The sequence below is a fragment of the Chitinophaga sp. YR627 genome, assembly GCF_900114995.1.
Classification (GTDB): Bacteria; Bacteroidota; Bacteroidia; order Chitinophagales; family Chitinophagaceae; genus Chitinophaga.
Window position 1 is genome coordinate 536,286 of the sequence record NZ_FOUX01000005.1, and the last position, 12,593, is coordinate 548,878.

A 12,593-nucleotide genomic window follows, 5' to 3' on the forward strand; every position below is an offset into this window, starting at 1 on the left:
TATAATATTCACTAAAACAGTAATGGAGATAGTATGAAGAAAGTGAGGCACTTAACAAAACAGGAAACCCGCCCTATGGAGTAGGCCAAAAGTCAGCTGCTTCTGGTTACACCGTAGTGCGGGTTTATCTTCTTATATATCTTTTATGATGAGTGTCTGAATACTCCTTTGACCGGACAACTATCTTACTAAAGACAGCACATAATCGTTATCTGCCTTCGCTGCTGCCATAAAACTCTTCAGGTCAGTAAATTCCCTTGCCAGATGCTCACGGGTAAATGCTCTGTCCTCCTCGCCTTCTTCGATCCAGACGTTATTCGGATAAATTTGATTTTCATTGAGCTCATTTGCATCATACAGCTTGTGAAACTGCTCAAGGGAAATACTACTTAAGACAGTATGCATATCTGCAACATCATCAGTATCGTTATAATAGATAGCAGTAGCTTCAAAATCGATATCCTCTGACAACATCTCCAGTTCATCCAGATCGATCTCTTTTCCTACATAAGTTTCAGGATAAAATAGCTGTTCCAGCAAGGAGACAGTATCGTCATCCTGCTCTTTAGATAAAACAAATTTCAACCCTTCAAAAGTTTGCGGAAAAACAATATTCTCTTTGGAGATATCCAGGATAACTGTTCCTTCCGGATTTGCCTTCATTACCTCAAAACTCTCCTGAGATATACGGTATAACGTTATGCTCTGACTCATACTACAAATTTTGGGGAGCAAAACTACGGAAAAAAATCATTTTGACAGATTTTACCGCCGTCCTCTCCTGCCGTCCTTTTTCTCTTTTCCTCTACCTGTGTTATTCGCCGCACCTGCCGGCTTTCCCCTGTGGGAACCAGTGGATTTCTGCACAGGATTTTCTTTCTTCCACGATTTCTCTGCCGGTTTGCCCGTTTGAGGTTTGTTATCCCTGTCTGCGGACTTATGCTTACGCCCGCCCGAAGGCTTGTTTTTAGGCGCAAAAGCAGGTTCCTGCTGTTCTTTGCGTTGAGTAGATGATGCAGTCTGTTTACGCCCTCCGGATGACTTGCTTTTCGGAATAAAACCAGTTCGTGGATGTTCGTTCTCTTCGACAGGTCCCGCATCCTTCTTACGCGCTTTGGATGGCTTGCTTTCACCACTGACCTTACTGGAATCCGCCACACTTTCTTTTATAAATGCGATCTCCGCATCACTGAGGTAGCGCCATTTACCCAGAGGCAATTTATCGAGCCGCACATTCATAATACGCACACGTTGCAAACCAACGACCGTGTAACCTAAATATTCACACATCCGCCTGATCTGCCGGTTAAGACCCTGCGTAAGCGTTATGCGAAAGGTCTGACGGCCCGTCATCTGCACTTTACAGGGAAGGGTACGGGTATCCAGGATCGGTACACCCTGCGACATCTGTTGCAAAAAAGCAGTATCGATGGGCTTGTTTACCCTTACGACATATTCTTTCTCGTGATTGTTAGCAGCCCTTAGTATCTTATTGATGATATCCCCATCATTAGTGAGGAAAATCAGCCCCTCGGAGTCTTTATCAAGACGGCCGATCGGGAATATTCGCTGTGGATAATTTACAAAACTGATGATATTATCCTTGATGTGCAATTCAGTGGTCGTAGTAATACCAGGCGGTTTATTAAGTGCCAGGTATACACGTTTCTCTTTTTTGGCAGCTGTGATAAGGCTACCATCCACTTCTACCGTGTCTCCGGGTTTGTAACGGTTACCCAAAACAGCCGGCCGATCATTCAATAATACCCGCCCGGAGGTGATGAGATTGTCTGCCTCACGACGTGAACAATATCCGGTATCACTAATAAATTTGTTTAAACTGATTGATTGGTCCAATGATCTCTTATTTTTAAATGGGGGCCAATGCCTTCCGGGCACAAAGGTCGTTAATTGAAGGGAAAAAAGCATCTTGCGCAGTTCCTTTATCTGACAATGGTATACAGCAGGGGAATAATACCCGTAGGTTCATTTAAATATAACTATCAATAAATTGTACATGTCATTAAACATAAATACATCATTCTCATCGAATAACCTGTCAATTTTAAGCAATAGCTGATGCAAAACCAGACCTGCCCCAGGAGAGACAAAACCGGAAAAACACAGGCTATCAGATTTCTCACAGCCGTTTTGTATGCTGTACAGTATCTTTGCCCTAGAAACAACAGCATATGGAAACAGGGAATAAATCAAAAGATCCGCTACACGGCATAACACTCGAAAAAATCATCACACAACTCGTAGACAGCTACGGATGGGATGAACTGGGATATCAGATACGGATCAATTGCTTTATCAGCAACCCATCTATACAATCCAGCTTAAAATTTCTGCGGAAAACACCCTGGGCAAGAACGAAGGTGGAAGACTTCTATAAAAATGCCTTGAAAGAGGGGAAATTAAAATAAACCGTTCTTACGGATCAGTCCCGTAGCCATTTGGCCATTTGAGGATATAAACTGTTATCAGCCGCCGCCATGCCAACGCTCTTTAACATTAACATGCCCACATATTCGTTCTTATCACAACTCTCCATGATACTACTACTGCCACCTCTGTAGCCATCTGCATGGAATACATAGGCAGGATCTATCTCAAGATGCATACAGGCAGCATAAGACCAGGCAATAGCCATAACCTCTTCTGCTTCCCTGTTTCTCCTTTTAATGATACCTCCCTCTGACAAACGTGGACGATCAGCAGCAGGTACAACCGCTATATGACCTGCCTCATGCAGAATATCGCCCGGATATTGCAAAGCATCCTTATCTATAACAAGTGTACCATTTTCAATCAGAAACCCCGGTAAAAAACTGTCATGGTTAATACTTCGAAAAAAAGTGGGAATACCTACATGGTTGAGAAAGGCAACACATTTATCAAAAATGACCGTTTTTTCCTGTTCGCTTAATATCATAGCCCCGAAAGGTACGAATACAAAAGCACAAACACCTGTTTAAAGGCCGGAAATGTACAAATGACAATATATCCATAACTCCTGATATTTATAAGTTGCAACGTTATTTTGTACCAGCTCAGGCAGCAGGAATTAAATTAGGCAGGCGAAATAATAATCCATACCTTTAAGAAGATCAAAGGTTTGAGTTCATCGTCATTAGTAATAGATTTCCTTTATAACCTTCTTTTACTACCTACTTTTTTCAATCGAACGTTTCTTAACGTTTAGATTTCTAAAGATCGATATTTCACATATCTAATCTGCGTCCTTATTATTTCTCCTTTTCCTGTCATTAAAAGTTTTAACTATGACCATCAGTGATATATACGCACGTTTATATAGCAGAGCCTATTACGAAAAGACCGGACAACATAAATTCAGGTTTTCAGACAACGCACTTTTGCTGGACCGCCGCGCCACTATTCCCATTGCGATCCATATGTTAGATGGGGTTTTCTATCTGCAGGTATCAAAACAAATTGCAAACGAAAGCCTGTTCCGCCTGGAAATGACGGAAGAGGAAATCATGTTGTACAGCACCAATAGCGATAATCCATTGTGGATACTTGAGTAAAGCTTTTATCCGCTAAAACAATAAATCCCCAATCATATCGATACTTCACCGGCCCACAAAGTATCCTAAACCATTTAAGACAACTTATCATTTTATAAATAAATCACACGCTAATGCTTAGTCACGCTGAAAATCTCCTGAACAAATTTGATGAAGCCGCAAATCTCTTTGTAAACTCCATCTACACCGAATTCATCTTCTCCATTAAAGACGTAGATAGACGAAAAAACGAGAATACTTTCCAGTTATGGACAAAAAAATATACAGATAAGCTCAGGCAGATACTGGAAGGAAAAGCACTGGAATATATCGCAATAAACAGAAACCTCCCAACAATTGACTGGTTCCATAAAAAACTGGTCTATATGATCCGGGTACATATTCAGGAATTTTCTTACCGGGCCGAGTATGCATAGAAATGCCCAACTCCCCGGCTATCTGTTAATATCAATCCTCCACAAATCTCACCTGTCAAACACAGCCCCATTAAACATACCTCCCCTTAACTACAATTAGTTACCTTTGGCTATTGCAGGCGAAGACCTATCGCCTAATCTCAACAAACGTAAACCATGAATACGATCAGTTTTAAGGCAGCTGTAGCATCCGCGGAGAAAAATGAAGAAGACCAGTTCTTTATGATAGGCCTGGCAGATGATGAATACGACTTCGAAAATTATATCCTGCTGCAGAAAGCATTTACCTTCAGCGACCAGGATAAGGAAACAGTTATGGATGGGCACTATTTTGAAATAAATGGGCAGGAAAATGCCGCCTATAAGGTTTGCAAACAGGTCATCCTGGATAAACAGGAGATAACTTTCGTTTTAGATACCAGCATAACAGGTGATCTGGAGAAAGTTGTGATCGATATTTCCGAAGTTGAAGAAGAAGAAGGATTTGACGAATACCTACAGGCAATAATGGGAGATCACTTATTGGATAACAGGCATTAAATGCCACTATCCAGACACTCTTACCTGCTAACTCCTCGCTCCCAGCAGCTCAGTTGGCGGATAGCCGAAATGTTTTTTAAATGCGAATGAGAAGTGTGAAAGGTTCTCAAAGCCAACTTCATAACAAACATCAATCGGTTTCCTTTTTTTCTCCAGCAGATGGTAATGGGCCAGTTCCAGACGCTTCCTTGTCAGCCACTTCTGTGGTGTGGTATCAAAAGCCTTCTTAAAATCCCGTTTAAAGGTGGTCAGACTTCTACCCGTAAGATAGCCAAATCGCTCCATCGGCATGTTGAACATAAAGTTCTTCTCCATATAATCCGTCAGGTTGATCTTACCTGGCTCCTCAAAGTTCGCCAGCATATTATCCAGGCCCGGATCAATGGACCGTAATATACTAACGGCTTCCATGATCTTTAAATTGGCAATATTTTCAGGCAGCTCCGTCATATCAAAGTAAGGTATGAGCGAGGACAGACAACTTTGCAGCAGTGGATGATTGTTATAATGACGGATCTTCTGCGCCGCAACCGTCTTAGGTTTTACCTGAAGCTTATCGTAAAAGCTACGCAGCCAGTCTGTCGTCAGGTGCATAACAACCGTCTGATGCGGCAAACCATCTTTAGGATAGTTGATGATCGTAGCCAGCTGGTTTCTCGGTATCAGAAAAATATCACCTTTCTGAAACATATACGTTCCTTCCGCCTGTACGATCTTCGTCTCCCCTGATATAAACCAGATCAGCATGTGATGCTCGAATATAATATCCGATTTGAAGAACTTGTCCTGGTAGCAGGATAACTTAATATCTTCCGTGATGTATTTAGCCTGATATTCCATATGCTAAAGTTTATACTGACCGCCCTCCATATTGAAGAAGCACATAACAAATGTAGGGGTTCTGTCATGATTTAACTTTGTTTATAAGACCAACTTTGCTTTGTTCGGAAGACCTTCTCCTTGACCCAACCCCTACTTTATCCCACAACGCTACTTCCCTGAACCGCTTAACAAAGACAACAAGGGCGGCAGCGCTCCATTCCCTATTTACCCTGACCAGCAATCAGGCCATTTACGCTCACTGCTGCCGCTGCCTTGTCCACAGCCTCTTTTTTACTCCTGGTAATGACGACGATACCGGATAACAGACCGCCATTATCGCCCTTTTACTGTAACAATTCAAATACATTATACAATCACAAAATCGGATGATATAGCGGCACTATTGCCCTAGGAAATCAAATCCTTTGGAGTATATCCGAAATGCTTTTTAAAAGCGTAGGAGAAATGGGATAGGTTTTCAAATCCAACCTGGTAGTACACTTCTGCTGGTCGCAGTTTTTTCTCCGTAAAGTGGACATACGCGAGTTCCAGTCTTTTCTGCGTGAGCCATCTTTGCGGTGATACATCAAATGCCTTTTTAAAGTCACGCTTAAAGGTACTCAGACTTCTGCCGGTGAGATAACCAAAGCGTTCGAGGGGCATATTGAACATATAATTTCGCTCCATAAAATCAACAAGATCAATCCTTCCCGGCTGTTCAAAGTTGGCCAGCTCACTATCGATATCCTTATCGATCAGGCGCAATATGCTGATAGCTTCTGTAATTTTTATAGTAGCAATATCCGCTGGAAGCTCCTTCAGCTCAAAGTATGGGAGCAACGAAGCAAAGCAGCTCTCCAGTAGCGGATGATTACGAAAACGCCTGATCTTACCAGTTCTGCCAAGGGAAGTATCAATATCTAATCCATCATAAAACTGCCGGAGTCTGACGGTTGAAAGATGCATGACAACCGCTTTATGTGGCTGGTTATTGGTTGGATAATTGATGACCGTCGCCAGCTGATTACGGGGAACCAGAAAAATGTCTCCGGGCTTAAATGTATAACAGGTATCCGCCTGAATGATCTTTGTTTCTCCGGCAATAAACCAGACCAGCATATGATGATCAAACACTATTTCTGTTTTAGACAACTTGTCCTCGTAACTGGAAACTTTGATATCCGGCGTTAAATACATCGACTGATGTTCCATGTCCTGCATGTTTTCGGATGAGCAATTCACCTCCTTAGGATGTCATGCGTCGTTATACTTATTTGACATCAAATGCAATGCCTGTCATCTTTTCACTCATTACCCACAGCCTTTTTGCACTATGCTCATCCAGTGAATACTGCATAACACCGCTCTGGTGAAATTTAGCATTACCCGTAACAGCAGGATCAGAAGATAATAACTCTGCCACGTCGCCATCTTCACAGTATACACCGCCAAGATCATTGAGCAGCGGACTCGTAGCTGCCCATACTGTAGTTGCAGCCCCCTGTGGAATTGTTTTTAATGAAGCCAGGACTTCAGGACGTAACTGACCGTTTTCATCCAGGAAACCCATTTGCTGGAAGAGTTCCACAGGCGCCTCACGCGCTAATTCAGTACCGCCAATAGAACCGGGATGCACCGCATATGCCCGTACATGGTAGTCTTTACCCCGATTGTCCAGCTCCAGCGCAAACAGATTACTGGCTGTTTTGGATTGACCATAGGCCACCAGTGTCTCATAATCGCGATGCTCAAAATTCGGATCGTTAAAATCGATATTCCCCATGTGGTGCCCAAGAGAAGATACATTTACCACACGTGCGCCATTTGCCTGTTTCAGCGCAGGCCAGAGCCTTGCCGTCAAATGAAACTGACCGATATAATTGGTAACAAACTGAGATTCTATGCCACGCGCATCTTTGCGTAATGGTACCCACATAATACCTGCATTATTAATGAGCAGATGTAATGGTCTGCCGGAGCGAAGAAACTTTTCGGCAAAGGCATCAATGGAAGCAGGCTCCATAAAATCCAGTGCCTCTATCTCCACATGTGGAATACCTTCAAGGTTCTTTCCTGCCTTTTCAACATCCCTCGCAGGAACGATCACAGTAGCACCTGCACTAACCAATGTCTTTGTGGTTTCTACACCAATGCCGGCATTACCGCCTGTCACGATAGCGATCTTACCTGTAAGATCAATACCTTTGATAACATCTGAAGTGGTTGACTGGGCGTTGAAGCCTGTACCGAGTGGATGCTGGAGTGCGCCCTGATTGTTGTTCTGTATCATTGTATTTTTGTTTTGTTGATACAAATGTAGCGCACTCCTGAGCAGGCGACTTTGTTTTAAAGCCCTGATTCACTTTGTTTGCAGGACCAGCATTAAAAACCGGCTACCAGTATAATTCGTTTAAAAGCATATACCATTGGTGATGTTGGATAATATTGAGCGATTCGTTCCTTAAACACACGCACAAAATCTGATTGCAAAGGCTCTTCCAGCCTTTCCATATAAGGCACCAAAGCAGACCCCGATATAAATTCATACAAGGTCTCAACAGACTGAGCAACGATCGGATATACCTTCTGATACACCAACACCTCTCTCGCACCATTACCAAACAACAAGGTCGTATAGTCATCCAGTGACAGGACGGGCGAATGACGTATAGCGTCCTTCAATACATCATAATAGGGACTTTCATGCACGAGTTTATAGAGCAGCTGATTGAGAACATTTTCCGGCTGTGAGGGCATCTGTACCGCTAATTGTCCGCCAGGCAATAATTTGGAAATGATTTGCGGAAAAAGTACAGCATGGTCTTCCACCCACTGCAATGAGGCATTCGCAACGATCACATCCCATTTATCAGGTAACGCTACCTGCGCCTCGACCGACCGCTGCGCAAAAGAAATGTTATCCTGTTGTGGCGCCTTCGCCAGCATCTCTGCAGAACTATCAATACCTAATACCTGGCTTTCAGGAAATTTATCAGCAAGTACTTTTGTCAATTCGCCGGTTCCACAGCCCAGATCGATCATACGCAGACCCGGAGCTGCGTGAATATGGCTGATAAGGTCATGAAAGGGAGCCGATCTTTTCTCTTTGAACTGGTTATATACATCAGGATTCCAGGGCATATCTGTGGTTTTTATAAAAGATAAATGTCTGTTAAAGTCATCTGTTCAGGTCGAAAATCCCCCCTTATAATGTCGCATACAACCTCCATCAAAACCAAATTTTCCTGTCACCTTTGTTCTATCAACGTCAAGCAATAAACCAGGTGGAGCAGCGACCACTCAAAAAACGGGCGAAGCCGAAAAGCCAGATGAGTAGGAACAAAAATACATTTTATGTCAAACAATTCTGTTTCACTACACAGAGTCCTTAAAACGTCTCCTGAAAAAATATACCGTGCATTCACAGAAGCCGCTGCAATGGCTTCATGGCTGCCTCCTTACGGATTTGTCTGCACGGTGCATGAAATGAATGTAAAAACCGGCGGCACTTTTAAAATGTCGTTTCAGAATTTCACAACAGGTAACAGTCATTCATTCGGTGGAGAATATGTAGAACTCAAACCCAATGAATTTTTGAAATACACGGATAAATTTGACGATCCTAATCTGCCAGGAGAAATGATTACGACTGTCTGGTTAAAGAAAACGATCGCAGGTACAGATGTAAAGATTACCCAGGAAGGAATCCCTGCCGCTATCCCCGCAGAGATGTGTTATCTGGGCTGGCAGGAATCACTGGAAAAGCTGGCTAAATTAGTAGAGCCGGAAATACCGGATGCATGATATCTTCCGTAACCAATATATTACAAAGCATAGGCCGCATATATCATACGATATATGCGGCTATTTTATTGAATACACGTACACAGGCACACTGAACTTATCATACCGGCGGACGACAATATTATTTTCTGAAAATATTCGATCTCAATATTATCTTTAACAGGTATGGCTAACCTGAAGATATCTTTTTTCATCGCATTACTTGTGGCCGGTGTAGCTTCCAGAAGCCTGGCACAACAACCCACCGTATTCCTTGCAGATCCCACGATATTTAAGGATAAAGGAAAATATTACCTGTATGGAACCGGAAGTAACCAGGGATTTCCTGTATATACATCAGACGATCTGAAAACCTGGGAATCAGTAAAGGGAGTCGCGGATGACCTGGCCTTGCGGCGTGGTGATGCATTTGGCACCGGAGGTTTCTGGGCGCCACAGATCATTACCTATAAGGGCATTTATTACATGGCATACACAGCCGACGAACACATTGCGATCGCCAAAGCATCCAGTCCGGCAGGACCGTTCAAACAGGACAAGCCCGTAGCGCTCAGCGGGACAGGCAAGCAGATCGATCCATTCCTTTTCTTTGATGATGATGGAAAAATATACCTTTACCATGTCAAATTGCAGAATGGTAACCGGATCTTTGTAACAGAGATGAAACCTGACCTGTCTGACGTAGTGGCTGGCACAGCAAAAGAATGTATATCAGGTACCGAAGGATGGGAAAATACAGCCGGATCAGACTGGCCGGTGACAGAAGGACCAACCGTATTAAAACATAAGAAAACTTATTATCTGATCTATTCTGCGAATGATTTCCGGAACAAAGACTATGCAGTAGGATATGCAACATCCACATCCCCTTACGGACCATGGAAAAAGTATGAAGGAAATCCGGTCATCAGCAGACATAACATCGGACATAGCGGCAGCGGTCATGGAGATGTATTCACTGACAGCAGGCATAACATGTACTATGTGCTGCATACACATCATTCTGAAGAAAAAGTATCCCCACGTGCTACCGGTTTGCTGAAACTGTCTTTCAAAGATGTAAAGGGTGGACCAGCAGTCCTTGTAGCAGATACAGTCTCCTTCCAATGGCTGCAGAAGAAATAGCAAAGCACAAAAGCAGTAGACATAATCAGACCACCAAAATATAGATGATGGAAACATCCAACACGCACAATGAACGTATGGCAAAAATGACCTTTGCATCCGTCTATCCCATGTATATTACCAAGGTGGAGAAAAAAGGTAGAACAAAAGAAGAGTTAAACCAGGTCATAACATGGTTAACAGGCTTCGACAATGCTAAGTTGCAGGAACTGATAGATGAAAAGGTAACTTTTGCGACCTTCTTCCAACGCGCTTCACTCCACCCCAATGCACATCTCATCACCGGAATGATATGCGGATATCGCATAGAGGAGATCGATAACCCACTAACACAAAAAGTCCGATACCTTGATAAGTTAGTCGACGAATTGGCGAAAGGCAGGAAGATGGAAAAGATCCTGCGCAGTTAAAGGGATGTAGATTACTCCACTCCCTTCACCTGCATCCGCAGCGTATATACAGACTCTGATGCGGTTATAAACAAGGTTTTCCGGTCTTTGCCACCAAAACATACATTCCCTGTCCAGTTAGCAGATACCGGTATATTGCCCAGCTGCCTGCCTTTATTGTCGTAGACAGTCACCCCTCTTCCGGTAATATACAGGTTGCCTTCGCTATCCAGCGTCATACCATCAGAGCCTTGTGGAACAAACTCCTGGCGGTCCTTCAGACTACCATCCTGCTCAATCGCATAACGATAGGTCTTATTTGCCTGAATATCGGCAACATACAGATATTTGCCATCTGGTGTACCTACGATACCATTCGGTTTTACCACACTGTCTTCAACGATCACCGGCTCCGTCTTTCCCTTTGGCAGATAATACACTTTCTGACCTGGGATCTCAGGCTGCTTACGATCCCAATAATCGCGTTGGTAATAGGGATCAGTAAAGTAGATCCCCCCTTTAGGGTCTATCCACAGGTCATTAGGTCCGTTCAGACGTTTGCCTTCAAAATGACTCAGCAATACCGTTACCTTTTTATCCGGCCCAATAGACCATAACTCATCCTTTTCATCCGCACAGGAGATCAGATTACCCTTCCGGTCAAAATACAGCCCATTTGAACGCCCTGTCTTATCCATAAATAAAGACAGTTTGCCACGTATATCATACTTCCAGATCTTGTCATTAGGCTGGTCAGTAAAGTAAATATCTCCCCGTTTATTAACAGCCGGACCTTCAGAAAAAGCAAATGTGCCTGCTACCTTTTTTAACGTGGCGCCTGGCGCAATTACGCGGAGTGCAGGTGACTGCTGACCAACAACTGTATTGACTGTTGCCATCAACATGAAACCCAATAAAGTGAAACCACAGATCCTGTTCATATGTATATTTATAAAGACTATGACCTATCTTTTAACCACGATGAATGATATGATGTACCAGCATCGCCAGCAAGCCTAAAACAGCAATTGCCAGTTCACCAATCAAAAAAACCAGCCACCCTTTATGTATAGTTATAGTCTGGGAGAAAGACAGTTCATTTTTCTTTTCCAAATCTTCTCTCAGCGCCTTTTCAATAACTTTCCAATCTGATGATATCACCGGTTCATCTTCTTCCTTTCTTTCTATCTCTCTACGTATACTTTCAATAATTTCCCATTTTACTGTTATAGGAGGAATGATCGCCCGGTTCAATGCAATTCTTTCGATCCTTCTTTCCACCTCTTCCATTTCAGTGCATACATCCAGGAACTGAATTTTCATCCGGTACAGTTCATCCTCTTCTTCAGGAGTACTGAACCCAAGCACAAAGCGCTCTATGCTGCCATCTGTTATATGAGATTTTGTATTCAAATCATTTTTCTTAACGCGGCCAACGCAGCTCTTAATCTTGTCTTGACGGTTCCAAGAGGAATATTCAGCTGCTTTGATATTTCTTCTTGTGTGTATCCCTGAAAGTAAGATAAATCTATTAAAACACGATGTTCCTTCTTCAAATTAGTGGTCAGTTCCCGCAATCCGAATACATAGCTATGATCGTCTATTGACAGATTTGCCACGTCTCCTTCTACTGGTTTCATCAGCCGGCTATGTTGATACTCGCTGTTCCGCAGCTTGTCTAATACAGTGTTCCGCGCAATGCGATGCATCCAGGTGAACAGCCTTCCCCGCGCAGTATCATAACTGTCTATATTACGCCATATCTTGATAAAAGTCTCTTGCAAAGCATCTGCCGCCATTCCTTCATCGTTTGTAAAATCCAGTATAATGCTGTAAAGCGCTCCTGCATATCTATCATACAAATACGCATATACAACAGTATCACGGTGTTTTAGCCCCTGTATGAGTTCATATTCAGTATATGTGAAGGCGGATTCCAAAAG

The 12,593-nt window shown here is 43.0% G+C and carries 17 protein-coding genes; 7 read left to right on the forward strand and 10 right to left on the reverse strand.

Annotation, left to right across the window (positions count from 1 at the left end; genetic code table 11):
- Positions 1-180: 180 nt before the first annotated feature.
- Both BMZ72_RS27190 and rluF read right to left on the reverse strand, forming a co-directional pair.
- Positions 181-714, reverse strand: a complete 534-nt coding sequence (locus tag BMZ72_RS27190) for a DUF1877 family protein (protein WP_089813012.1) — start codon at positions 712-714, stop codon at positions 181-183.
- Between the two features lie 51 nt (positions 715-765).
- Positions 766-1,857, reverse strand: a complete 1,092-nt coding sequence (gene rluF / locus BMZ72_RS27195; protein WP_089813014.1) for a 23S rRNA pseudouridine(2604) synthase RluF — start codon at positions 1,855-1,857, stop codon at positions 766-768.
- A gap of 335 nt (positions 1,858-2,192) precedes the next feature.
- Here rluF and BMZ72_RS27200 point away from each other — a divergent pair, with 335 nt between their 5' ends.
- The gene (locus BMZ72_RS27200; RefSeq protein WP_089813016.1) at positions 2,193-2,429 is read left to right on the forward strand and encodes a VF530 family protein; all 237 of its coding nucleotides are present in this window, start codon (positions 2,193-2,195) and stop codon (positions 2,427-2,429) included.
- A 14-nt stretch (positions 2,430-2,443) separates the two neighbouring features.
- Here BMZ72_RS27200 and BMZ72_RS27205 read toward each other — a convergent pair whose 3' ends face one another.
- Positions 2,444-2,938: a hypothetical protein gene (locus BMZ72_RS27205; protein ID WP_089813018.1), complete on the reverse strand. Its 495-nt coding sequence runs from the start codon at positions 2,936-2,938 to the stop codon at positions 2,444-2,446.
- A 349-nt stretch (positions 2,939-3,287) separates the two neighbouring features.
- Here BMZ72_RS27205 and BMZ72_RS27210 point away from each other — a divergent pair, with 349 nt between their 5' ends.
- The 3 genes from BMZ72_RS27210 to BMZ72_RS27220 all read left to right on the forward strand — a co-directional run bounded on the left by BMZ72_RS27210 (position 3,288) and on the right by BMZ72_RS27220 (position 4,510).
- Entirely contained in the window at positions 3,288-3,554 is a 267-nt protein-coding gene (locus BMZ72_RS27210; RefSeq protein ID WP_089813021.1) for a hypothetical protein, read from the forward strand.
- A 113-nt stretch (positions 3,555-3,667) separates the two neighbouring features.
- The gene (locus BMZ72_RS27215; RefSeq protein ID WP_089813022.1) at positions 3,668-3,970 is read left to right on the forward strand and encodes a hypothetical protein; all 303 of its coding nucleotides are present in this window, start codon (positions 3,668-3,670) and stop codon (positions 3,968-3,970) included.
- 156 nt (positions 3,971-4,126) lie between these two features.
- The gene (locus BMZ72_RS27220; protein WP_089813024.1) at positions 4,127-4,510 is read left to right on the forward strand and encodes an Imm10 family immunity protein; all 384 of its coding nucleotides are present in this window, start codon (positions 4,127-4,129) and stop codon (positions 4,508-4,510) included.
- A 27-nt stretch (positions 4,511-4,537) separates the two neighbouring features.
- Here the strand turns inward: BMZ72_RS27220 and BMZ72_RS27225 are convergent, their stop codons facing one another.
- The 4 genes from BMZ72_RS27225 to BMZ72_RS27240 form a co-directional block, all read right to left on the reverse strand.
- Complete coding sequence (locus BMZ72_RS27225; protein ID WP_089813026.1) at positions 4,538-5,350, reverse strand: helix-turn-helix domain-containing protein; 813 nt, start codon at positions 5,348-5,350, stop codon at positions 4,538-4,540.
- Between the two features lie 390 nt (positions 5,351-5,740).
- Positions 5,741-6,544, reverse strand: a complete 804-nt coding sequence (locus BMZ72_RS27230) for a helix-turn-helix domain-containing protein (protein ID WP_089813817.1) — start codon at positions 6,542-6,544, stop codon at positions 5,741-5,743.
- 58 nt (positions 6,545-6,602) lie between these two features.
- Positions 6,603-7,622: an SDR family NAD(P)-dependent oxidoreductase gene (locus tag BMZ72_RS27235; RefSeq protein WP_089813028.1), complete on the reverse strand. Its 1,020-nt coding sequence runs from the start codon at positions 7,620-7,622 to the stop codon at positions 6,603-6,605.
- A gap of 92 nt (positions 7,623-7,714) precedes the next feature.
- A complete protein-coding gene (locus tag BMZ72_RS27240; RefSeq protein WP_089813029.1) occupies positions 7,715-8,473 on the reverse strand; it encodes a methyltransferase domain-containing protein in 759 nt (252 codons plus the stop codon).
- 213 nt (positions 8,474-8,686) lie between these two features.
- Here BMZ72_RS27240 and BMZ72_RS27245 point away from each other — a divergent pair, with 213 nt between their 5' ends.
- The 3 genes from BMZ72_RS27245 to BMZ72_RS27255 all read left to right on the forward strand — a co-directional run bounded on the left by BMZ72_RS27245 (position 8,687) and on the right by BMZ72_RS27255 (position 10,671).
- Positions 8,687-9,136: an SRPBCC family protein gene (locus BMZ72_RS27245; RefSeq protein ID WP_089813031.1), complete on the forward strand. Its 450-nt coding sequence runs from the start codon at positions 8,687-8,689 to the stop codon at positions 9,134-9,136.
- Between the two features lie 165 nt (positions 9,137-9,301).
- Positions 9,302-10,261, forward strand: a complete 960-nt coding sequence (locus BMZ72_RS27250; protein ID WP_089813033.1) for a glycoside hydrolase family 43 protein — start codon at positions 9,302-9,304, stop codon at positions 10,259-10,261.
- Positions 10,262-10,308: 47 nt separating this feature from the next.
- Entirely contained in the window at positions 10,309-10,671 is a 363-nt protein-coding gene (locus BMZ72_RS27255; RefSeq protein ID WP_089813820.1) for a DUF2200 domain-containing protein, read from the forward strand.
- Positions 10,672-10,682: 11 nt separating this feature from the next.
- Here the strand turns inward: BMZ72_RS27255 and BMZ72_RS27260 are convergent, their stop codons facing one another.
- The 3 genes from BMZ72_RS27260 to BMZ72_RS27270 are packed head-to-tail and all read right to left on the reverse strand — an operon-like array spanning position 10,683 to position 12,590.
- Positions 10,683-11,591: an SMP-30/gluconolactonase/LRE family protein gene (locus BMZ72_RS27260; protein ID WP_089813035.1), complete on the reverse strand. Its 909-nt coding sequence runs from the start codon at positions 11,589-11,591 to the stop codon at positions 10,683-10,685.
- Positions 11,592-11,622: 31 nt separating this feature from the next.
- Positions 11,623-12,063, reverse strand: a complete 441-nt coding sequence (locus tag BMZ72_RS27265) for a hypothetical protein (RefSeq protein WP_089813037.1) — start codon at positions 12,061-12,063, stop codon at positions 11,623-11,625.
- Positions 12,060-12,590 carry an RNA polymerase sigma factor gene (locus BMZ72_RS27270; RefSeq protein WP_089813038.1) on the reverse strand — a complete coding sequence of 177 codons (531 nt, stop codon included), beginning with the start codon at positions 12,588-12,590 and terminating at the stop codon, positions 12,060-12,062. Before BMZ72_RS27270 ends, BMZ72_RS27265 begins: the two co-directional genes overlap by 4 nt.
- Positions 12,591-12,593 lie beyond the last annotated feature (3 nt).